Source organism: Croceicoccus estronivorus, from assembly GCF_001625325.1.
In the GTDB taxonomy this organism is placed as follows: Bacteria; Pseudomonadota; Alphaproteobacteria; order Sphingomonadales; family Sphingomonadaceae; genus Caenibius; species Caenibius estronivorus.
In genome coordinates, this window is the sequence record NZ_JRQQ01000006.1 from 187,041 (window position 1) to 205,713 (window position 18,673).

Below are 18,673 nucleotides of genomic sequence, written 5' to 3' on the forward strand. Positions count from 1 at the left end.
AATGGAAAACGGGAAATGCGCGGGGTTTCCGCCAGTCCGGCGTATTGGCCTGAGCAGGAGCAGTGTGCATCTGCACGCGATGATATTTTGAGTCTCGGCTACGCTCAGGGCCATGTCCCCGAGCCCCGCTTAGCAACCTCGCCGCAGGTCGCGCCATCCCTTTGACAATGCCGACTGGCCAAGCCGCTTGACGTGTTTGATTGTGGGCATTGGCATGGACCGAGGCAAAAAAGTCTGTAGCGACTTCATCTGTCGAAATCGCAGCATCGCGCGTTCTCGTCGCCGGAACGGCAAATGTTTGTTCGCAATCCTGTTATTGGCATACAGGCCGACCTCCTGCTTCTATTCGCAGCCAAGGTCCTTCATCGCAGCTTTGTACTGGGTCTTCGTGACGCAATTCTCCAGGATCTCACCTGCTCAAGCCGATACGCGGTCGCTTCACCAGTCGTGATTTGCTCGGAACCCGGATTGTCGAAGTTCTGGTCACTGCGAGACCAATAGAAAGTTCGCAAGAGATTGGTAATCGACGCCATGCTGCGCAACGGATCAACGCGTGGTGATCATTCTCACAAGCCATGGTTCGCATCGCGCGCAAAGCTTACTCAGAATAGCTTGAGCACATTGAATTCCATACCATCTCCTTCCAAGGTATATGGGGCGGCATTCGTGACAGGAGCCAAAGAGTTGCTCACTTTACCCGCGCTTCCGCAATTGCTTGCTCAGTCTATATGGTCGGCGGAGCCAAGCGAGGCTATGATCGCCGCTTCATTACTGCTCGTTTGATTATTCTATCGCAGCTCTTTCCAGGTGGGAAAATATTATGAATTCACCGGATGACAGTTTGGATGTTGCTGCTTTCTGCGATGTGATGGAAGAGGCCATTGATTTTAATGGCCGTTGGGATGGTTTGACTAAGTACCTTGGTCGTTATGGCGCGGATCAGGTCAACTATGGGGTTCTTGATAATATTTCATTCAATATGAATGAGGCCCCCGTTACTTTTATCTCAACGATGAACCCGGAATGGATCACATACTATGGCGAACAGCGGCTTGATCTTCATGATCCGCATGTAGGCTTCGTGCGTGAAGGACGGCTTGCACCATATAGATGGAGCGAAGAGGTCTTGCCCCATGTCGATGGATTTCTTGAGCGAGATGTTGTTGCGCAAACCGTTGACGCAGGCCTGCGTGCGCAGATCAACGTCATCGCCCCAGATCCATTGGGAATCACAGGCCCTATTGCGGGAGTGACAATCGGATCTTCATTGCAGTCACGCGAATTCTTCGGATGTGTAGGCAAAAAGGATCTGATCCTCGCGACAGCAGCCACGATATTCCATCATCACGTTATTGGCGAGGTGCGACGAAGCCAGGTTGGAGCAAAACCACTGACGGGCCGTGAACGCGATTGTATGGCCTATATCGCGACAGGGCTACGAACCACCAGAATTGCTGAAAAGTTAAGGCTGAGCGAAGTCACTGTAGAAATGCACTTGCGGAATGCACGGATGAAACTGCGAGCCAGCACGACACCGCAAGCCGTCGCGCGTGCCATGATTTTCGGCGATATTGCTCTCTGATAAAACCGCGCCAACCCAACTCTACTTATATGGATTAATCGCTCTAAGTTGCAGAGCGATTGCCACCGCTTCCGGAAGCGTCGAAGCGCCCAATTTGATGCGGGCGTTTTTCAGATGCAGTTCCACAGTGACTGGCGCAAGCGCGAGCGCTTCAGAAATAGCTTGAACCCGCTTTCCGCGCGCAATTTCTTCAAGGCATTGCTGCTCTCTGGAGGAAAGACTTGGTTTGTCCAACATGTTGGCTTCGCGCGAGTTCCAAGAAATAGGGAGTGTTATATTTGCAGCAGAGAAGTTTGCCAAAATAGCCTATGCAGTGATTGATCAGTCTCTGCTACCTATGGATTTCCATAGATTGCTCTCTGCACTCCGCCTCCACTAGTTCCGCTAAGTTCAAATTATCAGTGCATGCGCTGAAAAACGCGATTTAGGGGGAATCATGAAGCGGATTCGTAATAAAGCACGCCAGGCGATTTTGGCCGGGATTAGTATTTATGCCATATCTGTTTCCCAATTCGCGCTGGCCCAGTCAGCTTGTGGAGATGGAAGTTCAGGGCCCATCTGCACTATCGATAATACCGGAAATACCGGGGCGATCGTTGGAACGTCCGGAAATGTAACTATCGTTACAAATAGCGGCACAATCACCGGAGCTCCAGCTATCAGCCAGGGCGGCTCTTTGGCGCTTTATGTCACCAATCAAGCTGGCGGCACGGTTGAAAGTAACATCGAAGGAAACTCCACGCTTTTGTTCGGTGTGCGCAACGCTGGCGAAATCGACGGCTACGTATTCGTAAACGATACAGTGCCTCGGCTGTTCACAGGGTCCAGCATCTATTATGTCGATGAAGGTGGCACGGCAGGCAGCGTGCAACTCGGTACCACTGGCTATTCAACTGCGAACTATATCTTGCGCGCGTCTGAACCTGGTACGGATACCATCACCGCAGGTAATGGGCTCGACATTTACACGAAGAGCTATGGCGCCACGCAGTCAGTTGCCCTTGGTCAATATGACCTACCCGAAACGTTCGAACTCGAAGGTTACGAAGTTATCGGCGAAAATACGACACTCACACTTACTGGCACGGGCGAAACCATCATTCTCATGGGTGACGGGAATGTCGTGAATGAGGCGGAGATCAATCTGATCGACACGACTACTGCCTATCCGGTGGAAGTGATCCCGACAGCGGTCTCGACCTACAACATGCAGTTTGCCACCTATCAGCGGCAGAACCCACAACTCGGTCAGCCATCAATTTATACTATACCAATTGGCAACGAATTGGCGAGTTTCGTCAATAACGGCGCAATCAATGGTGATGTTCGCATTGCGACGGCAACATTCGTAAATAATGGCGAGATAAACATTGCCAGTCACGCCTCTGGAACCGTCATTCGCGGCGCAGCGGACAAAGACTTCCTGTTCCGCAACACCGGCACCATTGTGATGACAGCAAACGGGCCTCGTCCTGCGAGCTTCGAACCGGAGTTTGAGGATGGAACCACTGCTGCGGTTCGCCTTACAACCGCAGTGGATGCGACCGGCTTGAACGCGGTCACAATTGAAAATGGCGAAGATGGTCTGATATCGGGGGGGCTATCCCTGACCGGCGTGGCTTCCAATTTCACGTTCACAAATGATGGTGAAATCGAGCGCGGCGATAATCCGTTCGATATTGATCGTGCGGTCGAGATCAATCTTGGCAATTTCGAAATCGCGCAGACCGCTGCTCTACGCGAGGATGCGGTTAGCGACAATGTGACGATCATCAACAACGGTACATTGGATGGTGGGATCGAAGCGGAAGTTACTAGCCGTATCTTGAGCTTCACCAACAGCAGTTCGGGATACATCAACGCCGATACGAGCGACGACTACGCCGCGGCAGTCGAACTTTCAAATGACGATTGGGCCGACACGCCAGAAGGCGAAGATATCAACGACGGGGAAACTTTCACCTTTCTCAATCAAGGAACCATTGTCGGAACAGTGGACCTCGATGCCAATTCCAGCCTGACCTCGTTTACGAACAGCGGTTCGATAACCCAGGCTCTGCGCGGTGATCATGGCGCAGTCGTAAATCCGGAGGCAAGCGAGACGGTTCGCATCCGCCAGGAAACAACGTTGGATGCCGCTCTTGTATTCAATAACACTGGCACGATCAGCAATGCGGACTATGCCAGCGGCGCGGTCTTCATCGAACTCGAAGCAGGAGAACTGAGCTCGGGCCTGCCGGCTGCAGCGGACGCAGAAGCCTTGGTTACAATCGGGAACAGCGGTTCCATCGTCGCATCGGGCGGCAACTACCTCTCGTTCCCTCCGACAGCAGGCTTGTCCCAGGGTCAGATTGGCCTGGACTATTCCGTGGCGCTGGCCGTCATCGCCGATGGGGAAGGCAACGGCAGTGTTTCGATCACCAATGAGGCGGGCGGATTGATCGACGCACGCGGCACGGCACATATGTGGACTGGCAGCATTGAGGTTGTACCGAACCAGCCCAGCGATACCGGAGGCATGGCTATCGCTGTTTCGGCCGACAGTGCCGTCACGATCTTGAACCATGGCACAATTCGTGGCGGTCCTGGTGGATCGTTGACGACGCCAAATGGGGTTCTCGTGCCCATAAATTCCGGCAATGTTGATTTTGAGGGCATCTGGGGCGGGGCAATTGATACGTTCGGCGATAGCGCTGATTCTGTCATCAATAGCTCAACCGGATTGATCGAAGGGGGCATCGCTCTTCGTGGCGGCAATGATCGGTTTGAGAATTACGGCATAGTCGATGGCGACCTCTATCTGGGCGATGGAGACGATACCTTCATCCAGGCGTGGGACGCAACATTCACCGGAATTGCCGATGGCGGAGCGGGGACAGACACGTTCGTGCTTGATCTCAACGGCAGCACGGCAAACGATACGGTGGATCTCGCCATCTACGACCAGCTTCTCAATTTCGAGGTATTGGAAACCCAGGGCACCGGCGGTGGAGTTTCAGGTGGCTCGGGTAACGACAACGTCAATAACACCGGCACACTTAATGGCCCTGTCGACCTGGGAGAGGGAGACAACACATTCACCAACTCCTCCGGTGGCACGATCAACAATGATGTGACGGCCGGCTCCGGCAGTGATGTCGTCCAGAACCAGGGGGCAATCAACGGATCCGTAAATCTGGGAGGTGGAGACAATACATTCACCAACGCGCCTGGGGGAACGGTCGCCGGGAACGTGCAGACAGGGGTTGGAAATGACAACATTCAGAACCAGGGCACTATAGACGGGGATGTCGTGCTCGATGGTGAAACTGCTCCGTCACTTGCTCCAGCCTTTGTACAGACCGCAGTATCGCCAATGGCCACCATCGTACCCACTGGTGGCGACGATGTGCTTTCGAATGATGGGACGGTTACCGGCAGCATCTTTGCGGGTGCTGGTAATGATAAACTCACTAACAGTGGTATCATTGGGGGCGATATCGACCTTGGCGACGGTAACGATGAACTGGTACTGGAAAGTGGCTGGAGCATTGGCGGAGCGGTCGATGGCGGCGTTGGCACTGACGGTCTGCAGGTCACTTTCGGTTCGACCTCAGACGAAAATCCGCAAATTCTCGACTTCAGCCGGTTCACCAATTTCGAGAAGCTGGCTGTCAATGGTGGGGTCGGAAAGGTTGAGGGCAGCGCAAATTTCGATCAGATCGACATCGACAATGGCCGCCTAATTGGCGCGATGGGTTCCACGATTACTGGAGACGTCAATGTCGGAAGCGCTGGCACCTTCGGCAGTGCCGGGACAGTAATAGGCAATGTTGCCGTCGCGTCGGGCGGCACCTTGTCGCCGGGCGCTTCCCCCGCCGTGATGACGGTGATCGGCGACGTCTCGCTGGCCGGCGGTTCCATAACGACATTCGAATTCGTGCCCGCTCCCGGTCAGAGCGACCAATTGCTGATCGACGGTAATCTCTCGATTGCCCCGGGCGCCGTGTTGAACCTGACCGGAGACCGCCCACTGACCCCCGGCACGCCATACGACATGATCGTTGCGGACAGCATCGACGGAGAATTCACGGTTGGGGACTGGAACAAGTCAGCCGTTCAGGGCTTCCTGCGGTATGTCGATGGTACGACCAGCGACCAGCTACAGTTGGTCGGCACCTTCGTTGCTCCTTCGGGAACAGGACCGCAAGCGATCGCAGCGGTAAACTATGTCAATGGACTGCTCATCTCCGGCGATGTCAGCTCCGCTTTGCTCGATGCCATTCCGGTTCTGCTGGATGCTGATGGCTATGCCAGCAGCTCAGCATTCGGCCTGTTGAGCCCCGAACCCTATGCAACTGCCTCCCAGCTTGGAGTCGAACATGGGCTAAGCCTATCAAAAGCAATGCGGTCTGGCGTCGCTTTGCCGTCCCATGACGAAGCCCGGCTCTTCGCCTTCGTCAGCGGCTTCGGAAACTGGCGTTCGCTCAAATCCAATACGACGCTCGGCACCTCCCGTGCGAAAAGCGACGGATACGGCCTGTTGGGCGGACTCGGTTTCGGTAACCGGAACGGCTCGGTGGCGGCATTTGTTGGCTACGTCGATAGCCAGCAACGCATCAAGGCATTGGACTCGAGAACCGACGCCGACGGGATGGTTGCAGGCCTGTACGGGCAATTGACAGCGGGTGGCTTCAACATGGCTGCGACCATTGCCTATGACTGGAGCGATGCACAGACTGATCGCTCCGTTCCCGGTGGCGGCATGGTTTCTTCGTCCGACTATGAACTGAACAGCCTCGTTCTGGACGCGACGATTAGCTATTCCCTGCCCGTTGGCGCCAATTGGATATTGCAGCCGCAGGCAGGGCTGACCCACGTTTCAACGAAGCGCGGCGCGACGAGTGAGATCGGTAGTGCGGCATTCGCTCTCGATGTCGAAAGGAAGCGGACAAATGCTACCTTCGCAGATGCCACTGTCGTTCTGCGTGGCGGCCAGAATGCGGAGGCGACATTCGAGCCGTGGATTCAGGCAGGTGTGCGTCAGCAATTGGATGGAAAGCATGTTACGGCAACGGCAGGTTTTACCGGCATGACCGAGACTTTCACTGTCTTTGGTGCCCCACGCAAGGCCACCGTGATGACTGCAGGCGCCGGTTTCAGCGCCAGACTTGCCGATGGCATCAAGATCTTCGCTTCTTATCAGGGCGAGTTCGGGAGTGGTACCGGCACACAATTTGATGGCGGAATACAGATCAAGTTCTGAAGATATCGAGGAGGTGCTGTTAATATTAACGATGCCTCCTCGCCCCCCACGCTGTCACACATTTAGCACGAACGGGAGGGCTGTCGTCGGCTATCACGATTTTCGCGCTGGTTTTTGCACGTCTCCTAAGAGAGCGGACATCGGGTGAACGTTCGACAGCTTTCGAGGCTCATGGTGGCAACCCGATGGCCGTATTCTTTCGGGAATGTTGTCGTGGTAATAGTTGGCGGCAGCCTACCTCAGTGACCTCGATGCAGTGGCAAGGCCAGATGCCATCGAATGGCAATTCCGCGCAGTGCAAACCCAAAGACAAAGCCGATCGCGGAAGGCCATGGTGCGCCAAGCCCCGCGGTCGTCAAAGTCACAAAGATGATTGCTGCCAGCAGTGATGCCGTCACGTAGATCTCGTTACGCATCAGTGTCGATAGAACACCGCTGATGATATCACGAATGACGCCGCCGATGCACGCCGTAGTCACGCCTGCGGCAATTGCGGGGATCGGACCAATGCCATAGTCAGGCGGCCGGTTCGTCTGCCTGGCTCAGGCTGGCGATATCTGGGCCTACGCCACTCCCATCTTGCACGCCTCTGAAGCTGCTGGTGTCTCTGGACACCGTCGCGTTTTGCGGGTGGACTACTCCGCAGATCTGCTCTCCGGCGGCTTGGAGTGGCTCGGCGTCTGACGCCGCCGACAAAGTGGCCGTTGGGGGCCTCGAATACGGTTCCTGAAACCGGACATTCGAGATTTCAATCTGATGCAAGCCTTGCTTTGAGCCGAGGGGTCGCAAAGTCGGCGAAAGCCCTGAGCTTCAGTGGCATGATCGCCTGCCCGGTATGGACGAGATGCACCGGCAGCGGTTCGGGTTCAAAATCCCGCAGCAGCACGATCAGGCGTTTGTCGGCAATGGCGTCGTCGGCCTGATAGGAGAGGATGCGTGCGATACCCGCACCCGCAAGTGCGGCATCGATCGCACCGTTGGCGGTGTTGACGGCGAAGCGTGGACGAAAGGGAACGGCGACGGTTTCGCTGCCTTTGCGAAAAGTCCAGACATCGGTGGTGTACAGCCGCTCGAACGCGATGCAGTCATGCGCGGCGAGATCATCTAGCGTTCGGGGCACACCACGTTCTGCAAGATAGGCTGGGTTGGCACAGGTTATCCAGCGGACTGCACCCAGCCTTGTTGCCACTAGGCTGCTGTCGAGCAATGGCCCGATCCGTAGTGCCAGATCGACATGGTTTTCGATCATGTCGACGACATGATCGGCGAGGACCAACCGTATATTGATGTCCGGATAGGCGTTGAGGAAGTCGAGCACGACGGGTTCGACGTGCATCCGTCCAAACATGATGGGGGCTGTGATTAGCATATCTCCACGCGGGGTTAGATATTCCCCTGTGGCAGCCCGCTCTGCTTCGTCCAGTTCATCGAGGATGCGCCGACAGGTGGCAACATAGGCTCGCCCGGCATCGGTCAGTTGCAGCTTGCGGCTGGTGCGGATCACCAATTGCGCGCGCAGATGTGCTTCAAGGTCCGAAACACGGCGGCTGACGGTAGGCAGTGGGACGCCGAGAGTGCGCGACGCGGCGGACAGGCTGCCGCCGTCGATGGCGGCAACCAGTGTGCGCATGGCTTCAAATCGATCCATCACATGTTCCGTAAAGTGGAAGGAAGAGTTTCCATATTGATGGATACTGCAACATTTCACAACCTTGTAGGAACTGGCGACCGGCCAATCCCGGCCGTCACAAACGAAGGATTTGCACCATGTCCCGCATCCCACAACCCGCCGCCATCGCCGACGCGCCGGAAAAATCCTGGCCGCTGCTCGAAGCCGTCGCAAAGCAGCTTGGCTCCGTGCCCAACCTGTTCCGCCTGGTCGCCACCAGCCCGCAGGCGCTGGAGGGCTATCTCGGCCTGTCCGGCGCGCTCGGTAAAGGCGCCTTGCCCGCCGCCACGCGCGAGCGGATCGCCCTTGCGGTGGCCGAAGTGAATGGTTGCGATTATTGCCTTTCCGCGCACAGCTATCTCGGCAAGAACCTCGCCAAGCTTGATGATGCAGAGATCACTGCCAATCGTAGCGGCGCATCGAACGACCCGAAAGCGGATGCCGCCGTACGCTTCGCTGCCAAGGTGGCGCAGACCCGCGGCCATATTGCCGACGGCGATTTCGCAGCGGTCAGGCTTGCGGGCTATAGCGATGCGCAGATCATCGAGATCGTGCAGCATGTCGCGCTCAATGTCTGGACCAATTACTTCAACACCGTGTTCCAGACCGAAATTGACTTCCCGGTCGTCACCGCTCGCAAAGCTGCGTGACCTGAGGACGGGGGCGGGCGTTGTCATCCCCCAACAGCGCCCGCCTATCCTGATAACATCAAGAGGAGAGACCATGGCACCCTCCAGCGACATTGCCTTCACGCCCACGGTCAAGACGTTGCAGACGCAACGCGGTTCGCGTGCAAACTACGCGCGGATGGAGGAGCGCGGCGGCTTCCGCACCCGGATTACCAAGGATCTGATCGCCTTCCTCGCCACGGTCGACACCGCCTATCTCGCTACCGCCAATACCGATGGGCAGCCCTATGCCCAGCATCGCGGCGGGCCGAAAGGCTTCATCCGTGTCATTGGCGAGACCACACTCGCCTTCGCCGATTATACCGGTAACAGGCAGTATATCTCGACCGGGAATCTGACAGAGAACAGCAAGGCCTTCCTGTTCCTGATGGATTACGGCCATCGTCGCCGGATCAAGATCTGGGGCCGTGCACATGTGGTCACCAATGATCCAGCACTGATCAGCGAGTTGATGCCGGAAACCTATCGTGCCAGCCCCGAACAGGCGATCCTGTTCGAGGTGGAGGCGTGGGACATCAACTGCCCGCAGCATATTCCGCAGAAGATCGACGCGGCCGATGTGAAGGCGGCGATGAACCAACTGGAAACGCGCATTGCAACGCTTGAAGCAGACAATGCCGCGCTCAAGGAAGAACTCGAAAGGAAACACCCATGAGCCGTCCTCCACTCCCACCATTCACCGATGACACCGCAGCGCAAAAGGCCCGTTTGGCCGAGGACGCATGGAACAGTCGCGATCCCGCGCATGTCGCGCTCGCCTATACCCCGGACAGCCGGTGGCGGAACCGCGCCGAGTTCATAACCGGGCGCGATGCAATCGAAGCCTTCCTCGCCCGCAAATGGGCGCGAGAGTTGGATTACCGCCTGATCAAGGAAGTCTGGACCCATGCCGGAAACCGCATAGCGGTGCGCTTCGCTTATGAATATCGTGACGACAGCGGCAACTGGTTCCGCGCCTATGGAAATGAGAACTGGCAATTCGATGCTGACGGCCTGATGGAGCGCCGCATCGCCAGCATCAACGAGCATCCCATTACCGAAACGGAACGTAAGTTCCGCTGGCCGCTTGGTCGCCGACCGGAAGATCATCCGGGACTGTCCGAACTCGACCTCTGATCTCGAAACTAATCTTAAGCCTGACCAACCCCGCCGCCATAACGGACGCTCGCGCCCTCGTCAGTACACTTCAAAACCGACGTTCATTCAGGCCGGGTTCGCTGTGTGAGGGGCAGCTGCTGGGCGCTGCCCGGACGGTCTGGTTGAGTTTCTTCATCACTGCAGGCCAGATTAGCGATTACACGGGCGCTGCTGCTCTGCTCGATGATCTGCCAAAGGCGCAGCGAATGCAGGCCGATCGGGGCTACGATGCGAAATAGTTCCGGGACGCGCTTGAGAAAAAGTGCATCAAACCTTGCATTCCGGGCCGAAACTCCCGCTCTTTGCCGGTCAAATACGATAAGCGCCGATACAAACGCCGCAACCGCATCGAGATCATGTTCGGCCGGCTGAAGGATTGGCGGCGCTTCGCAACCCTCTACGACCGCTGCCCAACCGTCTCCTTCTCTGCCCTCGCTCTCGCAGCCTTCTGGATCAGCATCGGCATCGTCGCGGCCTTCATCGTCTGCTTCAGCGGCACCGCCCCCTGCGCAGTCATATCTGGTCGACTTGAGCAGTTCGGTCCACGACGCCCCCCACTGCTTCATTCATGCTCATGCTCATGCTCGCCTCGATCGCCCGCGCCCACATGCCCAGCTTGCCCGACTTCACGATCCGATCCATCAGATTGGAACGCACCATCCGCTGCGGGATCCCATCTGTCCGCACCTGTCTTCTCGACACCGCAGCAGCCTTGTTCGCTGCCACCATCTGTGCCCGAACGGGCATGTTCCGAGGCCTAGGCGGCCCGCCTGTCGCCCCGCGGATCGCCCTTGAACACCGTTGCACGCATGTCATTCGGGTCGAGCCGGGCGATCAACTCAAGCTGTTGCGCGGTCGGTGCAGGTGTCTGCGGAATCGCATTGGCTATCCTGGCCAACGGAAATCCGGTGTTGTCCTGCACCTCTTCGAAGGTCACGCCTGGGTGCAGCGACACCACGCGGATCCGGCGATCCGGGCCGCCGAAATCCATCACGCACAGATTCGTGACAATGATCCGCAGGTCGAGCCCTTCAGGCGGCTTGCCGTTGACGTAGCGATCCGGGTTGTAACCCGCCATGCAGACAAAATCGACCTCGCCATCCACAAACGCCCGGGTGTTGTGGTTCGCAAAGAAGAAGCTGTTGGGATGGCTGACCGAATTTCCCGGGAAGCCGCGCGCGCCCAGCATCGCCACCTTGGGGCGATCATGATCGCCGATCACGCTGATGTTGGCCTGTCCGAAGCGATCCATTTGCACCGGTCCGACCAGCGCGTGCCGCTTGCCGCTCCACAGCGCAGAAAAGACACGGTCGTAGTTGGCAAGCCCTTCCAGTTCCGGCTCGGTGGCGCGCTTGCCGGGGGGAACCGGCTCCGAAGTGTACCAGCATTCCCCGTCAGTCGTCTGGAGCACCGGGTTGAATGTCATCTTGGCGAGCCCAGCCCCCAGGCGGGGGAGCGGGCCGATGCCCGTGGCCAGGACTTCTCCGTCATTGCGCCATGCCTCGGCACAGGCGACGATCACGAGTTCGGCAAGCGAATAGATTTGATCGGTCATATTCGCTCTCCTCAATAGACCGGTTTCGGCAGTGCAGCGATCGTGACAGCGCCACCCACCGACGCCAGGTAGGCTTCCTCATCCCCATCGAGATAGCCGGTGCGATAGGCGTTCCACGCATCGTCGGAAGCAGCACTGTCGACGTATGCCTTGACGTGCTTCAGATCGATTTCGTAGTCCGGCGCCGCGCTGGTCGGGTGAGCCCCGTAAGGAGCTTCGACCACCCCGGTGATCAACGGACGCTCGACAAGATTGAAGCGCGCGTTCCTGGCCATGTCGAGTTGGGCGGTCGGAACGATCTTCTCCACCGATACGAAGGTTTTCTCGGCGGCGCGCACGTAGAGTTCGTCGAACAGGGGATCGTTGCTGAGCGTCAGAATATTGCCGCGTTCGTCCGAACGATGCGCATGGATCAACGCCACATCCAACCGGATGGCTGGCATGGCGACCAGTTCCTCGCCATCCTCGAAAGGGCTCCTGACCATCTTGAAACCCGGTTGCGTGATGATGTCGGTACCGATCCCTGCCCGTGTCGGCAGGAACGGAAGCTTCATGGCCGCGGCGCGCAGCCCCCAATGGAACATGCCCTCGTCCAGTTCCCACACTTCGATGCTACCGGCCTGGCGAGCATTACGGAAATGCGGCTCCAACGGAAAATGATCGAGCGTCGCGAAGGCGAAGATAAGCTTCTTCACCTTGCCCGCGGCGCACAGCATGCCGATTTCCGGACCGCCGTAACCCGCTACGAGCGTAAGGTCCTTGAGGTCTGAACGGACGATCTCGCGCACAAGGGCCATAGGCTTGCGCCGCGTAGCCCAGCCGCCGATCCCGATGCGCATGCCATCCTGCAATTGCGCGACGACGTCCGCCGCGCTCATCCGCTTGTCCAACATTTCGTCTCCAGCTTGAAACAGGTCTTGTCTCTTCCGAACCGTGCCGGGAGGTGCCTATCGCGGCCGAGGCTAGACGCAAGATGTGTGACTATCTATTTCGAAATATGAACGTTACATTTCAGAAAAACTGACACTATGCCCAGTGGGGTCTTTTCCCGGAACGTGAACGATGCGCATTACCCTGAGACAACTGGCCGCCCTCGAAGCTGTCACCCGCGAAGGCGGAATCGTCAAAGCGGCGGCCAATCTGGGCCTCAGCCACTCCGCAATCAGCATGTCGCTGAAGGACCTCGAAGGGCATCTGGGCGTCGATCTCTTCCTGAAATCGGGAAGAAATCTGAAGCTCACCGACATGGGGAAACGCGTGCTGGAGAAAGCGCGTACCATCCTGGCGCAAGCCGCCGACCTGGAGACTCTCACCATCCCGGAGCAGATCCATGGACGGCTGAGGATCGGAGCCGCCGCGCCGATCGGAAACTATCTCCTGCCGTCGATCTGCGCCGCGTTCATCGAGCGTTACCCCGATGTGAGAATAGAGCTTCGGGTCATGCCGTCGCAGTTCGCGATCGAAGGTATCTACAAATCTGCGCTGGACATCGCATTTGTCGGAGCGCCGGTTAACAGCAAGCACATCGAGGCGACGCCGTGGCTGCGGGACCCCCTCGTGGTCTGTTCCGGCCCGCCCCACCCTCTGTCGCAGAAGCGCGCGTCCGATTTCTCGCTTGAGGATCTCGCGCACGAGAAATGGATCATGGAGAAAACGCATTCGAGCGAGCGGACTTCGTTCACTCTCGAGGCATTGAAGTACGTGAATTCGCTCAACATCATCCTGGAGTCGGACAGCGTCGAAGCCATAAAACGGGCGGTGCAGAGTGGAACGGGCCTTGCCTGCCTGTCCCGATTGATCGTCAATCAAGAGATCGAGCGGGGGGAACTCGTTCCCCTAAAGGTGAAGGAACTGAACTTCACCCGCATATTCAGCCTGATCGTCCGCCGAAAGAATTACGAGACGCAAGCCCTGCACGCCTTTCGCCGCTTTGCATTGGATGCCCGCCCTCGATAGGACAGGATCAAGGGTTTCTCTTGGCAATCGAGCCGTTTTCTCGGATCGAGACGATCATTTTCCAATGACCTGAAGCTTGCTCACAATTCCTGAGAAGGCTCCATCACCCTTGTATTCATCCGTTACCGTCGTGCTGGAATCGAACCCAACATCGAACGTGTCGGTCAGTTCCGTCGTCATGACGATAGGTTGCTCAATCCGGCCTTCCCCGATCTGGCGCCCATTTACGCTGATGTGCATTGCGCCGCCGGTTCCCGGCTTCGGTCCATCCGCGCGGAAATCGAAAACGATCTGGGCCTTGCCGGGCGGCACGCGTTCCACAGCGGCTACGCGGAAGGTGCGCCTGGCCTGCGTCGACCCGGCCATCGTCACTATCGGATAGCCATCCTTCAAATAGAAGCTCCAGCCGCCGAAATGCCCGCCGAGAGCAGCCAGCACCCCATCTGCCGTCCCGGGCGCAGTCTGGATGTCGGCGGTCAGGCTGAAGCTGCCTGTCAGCCGGGGGCCATGGCCAGCAGGCACGCTGACGCCTGCACCCCAGTAGGTATAGCTGTCCCGGGGCTTGGCCGCCTGCATCACCGCCGCCGAACGCTTGTCCACCTGATCGTCGATCGGGAACACCTGATTGCGCGCAGCTTCCTGGGCGAACAGCGCCTTCATCTCCGCCAGCTTTTCGGGATACTTGGCCGCCAGATTGGTTGCCTGCGAGAAGTCCTTCTCGAGATCGTAGAGTTCCCAAGGCCATTGCATAAGGTCGGTGCCCTTGCGCTCGTAGCCGATGTTCTGCGGGGTGGTGCCGGCCCACCATCCGTCATGGTAGATGCCGCGGTTGCCGATCAGCTCGAAATACTGGGTATGCCGTCGTCCCACCGCCTTGGGATCAACGAAACTGTAAGTCATGCTCACGCCATCTATCCGCTGCTGACGTGCGCCATTGACCACTGCCGGTTGCGGCAACCCTGCCGCCTCCAGAATGGTCGGCGCTATGTCAATCACGTGATGGAACTGGGTACGCAGGCCGCTGGTCCTGATCCGCTCCGGCCATGAGATCACGAGGCCGTTACGGACACCGCCGAGATGCGAGGCATAGGTCTTGGTCCACTGAAACGGCGCGCCAATGGCCCAGGCCCAACCCGCAGGATAGTTCTGGTTCGAACGCGGGCCGCCCAACTCGTCCAGGCGCGCCATGAGTTCGTCCGCCGTCTCGTTCGCGCCGTTGAAGAACGAGCCCAGCGTGTTCACGTTGCCATCGACGCCGGATTCCGCCGAACCGCCGTTGTCCCCTTCGATGAAGATAACGAGCGTATTCTCCAGCTTCCCCATGCGCTGCAATTCGTCGACCAGGCGTCCGAATTGTGCATCCTGATAGGCGAGCATCCCCGCATAGACTTCCATCATCCGTGCACTGATCTGCTTGCGTTCGGGCGTGAGCGAGGACCACGCGGGGATATAGTTCGGACGTGGCGTCAGTGCCGTGGCGGCTGGAACCACACCCAGATTCTTCTCCCGCGCCAGGCTTTCCTCACGCACCTTGTCCCAGCCCTGGTCGAACTTGCCCCGGAACCGGGCGATCCATTCGGCAGGTGCCTGTTGCGGCGCATGTGCCGTTCCCGGCGCGAAATAAACGAAGAACGGCTTGTCTGGATCGGCCGCCTGCTGATTGTGGAGCCACAAGATCGCATCGTCGGCCAATGCCTGATCCAGCATCTTGCCATCCGGCCCAGCCACCGGAGTCACCCCCCGGTAGAGGGCAGGTGTGTACTGGTTGGTCTCCGCCCCGACGAAGCCGTAGAAATATTCGAAGCCAAGCCCAGTGGGCCACTGATCGAACGGCCCGGCGGCAGAGGTCGCACCCGGCTGCACGTTGTGATGCTTGCCGAACATCGCAGTGTTGTAGCCGTTCAGCCGCAGAACTTCCGCCACGGTTGCCGCGCTTTTCGGGATGATCCCGTCGTAGCCTGGGAAACCCATGGCGAAATCGGTAATCGCGCCGTTACCCATCATGTGATGATTGCGGCCGGTCAACAGCGCCGCACGCGTAGGCGAGCACATGGCAGTGGTGTGGAAGCGGTTATATTTCAGCCCATGCGCCGCCAGCCGGTCGAGATTGGGCGTGGGGATCGCCCCACCGAAAGTCGACGCCGCAGCGAAGCCGACATCGTCGGTCATCACCAACAGCACGTTGGGCGCACCCGCCGGTGCGCGGACGGGTTGCGGAAAATCTGGCACGGACTGGGCATAAGTCGAGCCGACCTTGCCCGTGAAAACCGGTGCCTTCGGCAGGATGACTTCACCGCTCGGTGACGCCTCCTCCGCCTGGGCATCGGCAGGCATCGCCATGGCCACCGCGGCGACACCGAATGCGCTGGCCAGCAGGCGCAGTGCACCACCCTGCCTCTTCAATCGGTTCGCTTTCATTTACCCGCTCCCTTGAGGCTGTAGGCGATCACGTAATCACCCATGGTCGTATTCATGAACCCGTGCCCGCCTGAGGCGATGACGACGTATTGCTTGCCGGTGCGGGGGGAAACGTAAGTCATCGGCAGGGCCTGGCCGCCAGCTGGAAGACGGCCCTTCCACACTTCCTTCCCGGTCCTGAGATCGAAAGCGCGGAGATAGTCGTCGAGCGTCGCCCCGATGAAGACAAGGCCGCCTTGCGTCGCAATTGCCCCGCCTTGGTTGAACACGCCCGGGACCGGGATACCCAGCGGCGCATGGTCCGCCGTCGTCCCCAGCGGCCGCTGCCAGAGGATCTGGCGGGTAGCCAGGTCGATGGCGGTCAGTTGGCCCCACGGCGGGGCGTTGCAGGGCACCCCCAGCGGCGAGACGAACGGGCGTTCGGTCCGCACGGCATAAGGTGTGCCTTTCATCGGCGAAATCGCTGCCCGCCCGTCCAGCACAATCCGGTCCGTCGCCGGCGCCTGTTCCCTGGGGATGAGCTGCAAAGTCAGCGGCATGTAGGATGTCGGCACGATCAGGATGCCGCGTGCCTGGTCCACCGCCACACTGCCCCAGTTCATGATGCCGTTGTTGCCGGGGAAGATCAGGCTGTTGTCCAGCGACGGCGGTGTGAAGCGGCCGAGATAGCGCAGCTTGCGGAACGCGATGCGGCACCAGAGCTGATCCAGCGGCGTTGCCCCCCACATATCCGCCTCCCTCAACACCGGAGGCACCAAGCTTGGCAACGCGTGGGAAACCGGCTGCGTGGGCGCATAGCGCTCACCCGGAATGCTGCCGCGCGGAACGGAGCGTTCCTCCACCGGCCCCAGCGGACGGCCATCCCTCCGGTCGAGCAGGAATATCTCCCCTTGCTTGGTCGCCTGGATCAGCGCTGGGACGAGCTTTCCATCCATCGGCAGGTCCGCCAGCACCGGCTGCGATGCGACGTCGTAGTCCCACAAGTCGTGATGCACCGTCTGGAACGACCAGCGGACCTTGCCCGTCGCAACGTCGAGCGCCACCACCGAACTGCCGTAGCGGTCCATGTCCGGGCTGCGCTTTCCGCCGAAATGATCCGGTGAGGGATTGCCCGTGGGGATATAGACCAACCCGAGCTTTTCGTCGGCGCTGAACAGGCTCCAGGCGTTGGGCGATCCGCGTGTGTAGGTCTCGCCCGGCTGCAAGGCCGCGCCGGTATCGTGCCGCCCGGCATCCCAGCTCCAGAGCTGCCTGCCGCTCACCACATCGAACGCGCGGACCACACCGGACGGCTCGTCGGTGGCCATGTTGTCGAGCACGAAGCTCCCCACCACGGCAGTGTTCCCCGCAACGATCGCGGGCGAGGTCACGAACTGGAAACCGCCTTCGACCGGGCCCAGCCCGGTGCGCAGCGAAATCTCTCCCTTGTTGCCGAAGCCCTGGCACGGCCGGCCATCGGCCGCGTCCAGCGCGATCATCCGGCCATCGATAGTCGAGATCAGGATGCGTTCCGCGCAACTGCCTACCGCCGACGGATCGCTCGATCGGTGATACGAGACACCCCGGCAAGCGATGGTGAAGACGCCTGTCGCGTCCACCTTCGGATCGTAGCGCCACCGTTCCTTGCCGCTATCGGCATCGAGCGCGATCACGATGTCGTGCGGGGTGCAGAGGTAGAGCGCGTCACCGATTTGCAGCGGCGTCGCCTCGAACATCTGCGGCGCAGCGCCCGGAAGGTCGCCCGTCCGATATATCCAGGCGACTTGCAGCCCGGCTACGTTCGCCGGGGTGATCTGCGATGCGGAGGAAAACCGCGTGCCGGCCTTGTTTCCTGCGTAGTCGGACCAGTTGGTCGCGGCCTGCATTTGCCCCGAAGCGACCGACTGCGCAGGTTCTTCTCCCTTCCACAGCCAAAAACCCAGCACCACGGCCAGGGCAGCCACTGCCGCGATCAGGACAGGCCGCCGTCCAAGACGCAGCTTCGGTGCCTCGCCGGTGTCATCAGGCACACTGCGCAGCAGGCCCAGATGCTGGCGTACCCATGGCGTAAACATATAGAGCAGCACGACCAATGGCCCACCGACACGCGGGAGCAGGAGCCAGAAATGCGGGCCGACCTCGATCAGGGCCCAGACCAGCGTCACCGCGAAAACCACGCAATAGAGCCAGACGCCGAGCGCCTTGCCCCGACAGATGAGGATACCCGCGACCAGGCAGGCAAGACCAGTGGGAAGGTAATAGAGCGATCCGCCCAAGCTTGCCAACCAAGCGCCGCCTATGGCCAGCAAGGCACCAACGATGGCCAGAAAGCCGCCTAGCGACCACAATACGGCTCTCTTGAACATCATTATCGATCCTTCCCCCAACGATCCCGCCATCCCAATCGAGCAAGGACTGCGCGGCTTCATCCGTTCTTCATTCA

At 59.0% G+C, this 18,673-nt stretch carries 14 protein-coding genes and 2 pseudogenes; 7 read left to right on the forward strand and 9 right to left on the reverse strand.

Translation table 11 applies throughout. The features are described from left to right. Nucleotides 1-187 precede the first annotated feature (187 nt). A pseudogene (locus MB02_RS18205) lies at nucleotides 188-414 on the reverse strand (DDE-type integrase/transposase/recombinase); the annotation flags it as partial. Between the two features lie 406 nt (nucleotides 415-820). On the opposite strand from MB02_RS18205, the gene MB02_RS10655 reads away from it, so the two are divergent. Beyond that, nucleotides 821-1,582 (forward strand): helix-turn-helix transcriptional regulator, encoded by a 762-nt coding sequence (locus MB02_RS10655; RefSeq protein WP_067536878.1) that lies wholly within the window; start codon nucleotides 821-823, stop codon nucleotides 1,580-1,582. A 21-nt stretch (nucleotides 1,583-1,603) separates the two neighbouring features. Here the strand turns inward: MB02_RS10655 and MB02_RS10660 are convergent, their stop codons facing one another. Then, nucleotides 1,604-1,819 (reverse strand): helix-turn-helix domain-containing protein, encoded by a 216-nt coding sequence (locus tag MB02_RS10660; RefSeq protein ID WP_067536882.1) that lies wholly within the window; start codon nucleotides 1,817-1,819, stop codon nucleotides 1,604-1,606. Between the two features lie 439 nt (nucleotides 1,820-2,258). Here MB02_RS10660 and MB02_RS10665 point away from each other — a divergent pair, with 439 nt between their 5' ends. Next, nucleotides 2,259-6,827, forward strand: coding sequence for an autotransporter domain-containing protein (locus MB02_RS10665; RefSeq protein ID WP_067536885.1), 4,569 nt, complete (start codon nucleotides 2,259-2,261; stop codon nucleotides 6,825-6,827). Nucleotides 6,828-7,066: 239 nt separating this feature from the next. On the opposite strand, the gene MB02_RS10670 is transcribed toward MB02_RS10665, so the two are convergent. Next, nucleotides 7,067-7,336 (reverse strand): trimeric intracellular cation channel family protein, encoded by a 270-nt coding sequence (locus MB02_RS10670; RefSeq protein ID WP_082826120.1) that lies wholly within the window; start codon nucleotides 7,334-7,336, stop codon nucleotides 7,067-7,069. A 239-nt stretch (nucleotides 7,337-7,575) separates the two neighbouring features. Continuing rightward, nucleotides 7,576-8,475 (reverse strand): LysR family transcriptional regulator, encoded by a 900-nt coding sequence (locus MB02_RS10675; RefSeq protein ID WP_067536893.1) that lies wholly within the window; start codon nucleotides 8,473-8,475, stop codon nucleotides 7,576-7,578. Nucleotides 8,476-8,594: 119 nt separating this feature from the next. Between MB02_RS10675 and MB02_RS10680 the strand changes: the two genes are divergently transcribed. The 4 genes and pseudogenes from MB02_RS10680 to MB02_RS17440 form a co-directional block, all read left to right on the forward strand. After that, nucleotides 8,595-9,146 (forward strand): carboxymuconolactone decarboxylase family protein, encoded by a 552-nt coding sequence (locus tag MB02_RS10680; protein WP_067536896.1) that lies wholly within the window; start codon nucleotides 8,595-8,597, stop codon nucleotides 9,144-9,146. A gap of 73 nt (nucleotides 9,147-9,219) precedes the next feature. Next, entirely contained in the window at nucleotides 9,220-9,840 is a 621-nt protein-coding gene (locus MB02_RS10685; RefSeq protein ID WP_067536899.1) for a pyridoxamine 5'-phosphate oxidase family protein, read from the forward strand. Then, a complete protein-coding gene (locus MB02_RS10690) occupies nucleotides 9,837-10,301 on the forward strand; it encodes a nuclear transport factor 2 family protein (RefSeq protein WP_067536903.1) in 465 nt (154 codons plus the stop codon). The genes MB02_RS10685 and MB02_RS10690 overlap by 4 nt, the downstream gene beginning before the upstream one ends. 143 nt (nucleotides 10,302-10,444) lie before the next feature. Further along, nucleotides 10,445-10,777, forward strand: a pseudogene (locus MB02_RS17440) (transposase); the annotation flags it as partial. Nucleotides 10,778-10,835: 58 nt separating this feature from the next. On the opposite strand, the gene MB02_RS17820 reads toward MB02_RS17440, so the two are convergent. Genes MB02_RS17820 through MB02_RS10705 form a run of 3 tightly spaced genes read right to left on the reverse strand, consistent with a single transcriptional unit; the run spans nucleotide 10,836 to nucleotide 12,770 of the window. Continuing rightward, nucleotides 10,836-11,069 carry a hypothetical protein gene (locus tag MB02_RS17820; RefSeq protein ID WP_170304690.1) on the reverse strand — a complete coding sequence of 78 codons (234 nt, stop codon included), beginning with the start codon at nucleotides 11,067-11,069 and terminating at the stop codon, nucleotides 10,836-10,838. Between the two features lie 10 nt (nucleotides 11,070-11,079). Beyond that, entirely contained in the window at nucleotides 11,080-11,877 is a 798-nt protein-coding gene (locus MB02_RS10700) for a CoA-transferase subunit beta (protein WP_067536910.1), read from the reverse strand. 11 nt (nucleotides 11,878-11,888) lie between these two features. Then, nucleotides 11,889-12,770 (reverse strand): CoA transferase subunit A, encoded by an 882-nt coding sequence (locus MB02_RS10705; protein WP_067536914.1) that lies wholly within the window; start codon nucleotides 12,768-12,770, stop codon nucleotides 11,889-11,891. Between the two features lie 169 nt (nucleotides 12,771-12,939). Between MB02_RS10705 and MB02_RS10710 the strand changes: the two genes are divergently transcribed. Next, nucleotides 12,940-13,833 (forward strand): LysR substrate-binding domain-containing protein, encoded by an 894-nt coding sequence (locus MB02_RS10710; RefSeq protein ID WP_067536917.1) that lies wholly within the window; start codon nucleotides 12,940-12,942, stop codon nucleotides 13,831-13,833. Between the two features lie 54 nt (nucleotides 13,834-13,887). Here the strand turns inward: MB02_RS10710 and MB02_RS10715 are convergent, their stop codons facing one another. Together MB02_RS10715 and MB02_RS10720 are read right to left on the reverse strand one after the other, a co-directional pair. Beyond that, nucleotides 13,888-16,251: an arylsulfatase gene (locus tag MB02_RS10715; protein WP_235829487.1), complete on the reverse strand. Its 2,364-nt coding sequence runs from the start codon at nucleotides 16,249-16,251 to the stop codon at nucleotides 13,888-13,890. Then, a complete protein-coding gene (locus MB02_RS10720; protein WP_170304705.1) occupies nucleotides 16,248-18,599 on the reverse strand; it encodes a membrane-bound PQQ-dependent dehydrogenase, glucose/quinate/shikimate family in 2,352 nt (783 codons plus the stop codon). The genes MB02_RS10715 and MB02_RS10720 overlap by 4 nt, the downstream gene beginning before the upstream one ends. Between the last annotated feature and the right edge of the window lie 74 nt (nucleotides 18,600-18,673).

What these genes read in the sequence shown, in the direction of transcription:
- MB02_RS10655 (WP_067536878.1), top strand. Translation starts at nt 821, where the DNA reads ATGAATTCACCGGATGACAGTTTGGATGTTGCTGCTTTCTGCGATGTG.
- MB02_RS10660 (WP_067536882.1), bottom strand. Translation starts at nt 1,819, where the DNA reads ATGTTGGACAAACCAAGTCTTTCCTCCAGAGAGCAGCAATGCCTTGAA.
- MB02_RS10675 (WP_067536893.1), bottom strand. Translation starts at nt 8,475, where the DNA reads ATGGATCGATTTGAAGCCATGCGCACACTGGTTGCCGCCATCGACGGC.
- MB02_RS10680 (WP_067536896.1), top strand. Translation starts at nt 8,595, where the DNA reads ATGTCCCGCATCCCACAACCCGCCGCCATCGCCGACGCGCCGGAAAAA.
- MB02_RS10685 (WP_067536899.1), top strand. Translation starts at nt 9,220, where the DNA reads ATGGCACCCTCCAGCGACATTGCCTTCACGCCCACGGTCAAGACGTTG.
- MB02_RS10690 (WP_067536903.1), top strand. Translation starts at nt 9,837, where the DNA reads ATGAGCCGTCCTCCACTCCCACCATTCACCGATGACACCGCAGCGCAA.
- MB02_RS17820 (WP_170304690.1), bottom strand. Translation starts at nt 11,069, where the DNA reads ATGCCCGTTCGGGCACAGATGGTGGCAGCGAACAAGGCTGCTGCGGTG.
- MB02_RS10700 (WP_067536910.1), bottom strand. Translation starts at nt 11,877, where the DNA reads ATGACCGATCAAATCTATTCGCTTGCCGAACTCGTGATCGTCGCCTGT.
- MB02_RS10705 (WP_067536914.1), bottom strand. Translation starts at nt 12,770, where the DNA reads ATGTTGGACAAGCGGATGAGCGCGGCGGACGTCGTCGCGCAATTGCAG.
- MB02_RS10710 (WP_067536917.1), top strand. Translation starts at nt 12,940, where the DNA reads ATGCGCATTACCCTGAGACAACTGGCCGCCCTCGAAGCTGTCACCCGC.
- MB02_RS10715 (WP_235829487.1), bottom strand. Translation starts at nt 16,251, where the DNA reads ATGAAAGCGAACCGATTGAAGAGGCAGGGTGGTGCACTGCGCCTGCTG.
- MB02_RS10720 (WP_170304705.1), bottom strand. Translation starts at nt 18,599, where the DNA reads ATGATGTTCAAGAGAGCCGTATTGTGGTCGCTAGGCGGCTTTCTGGCC.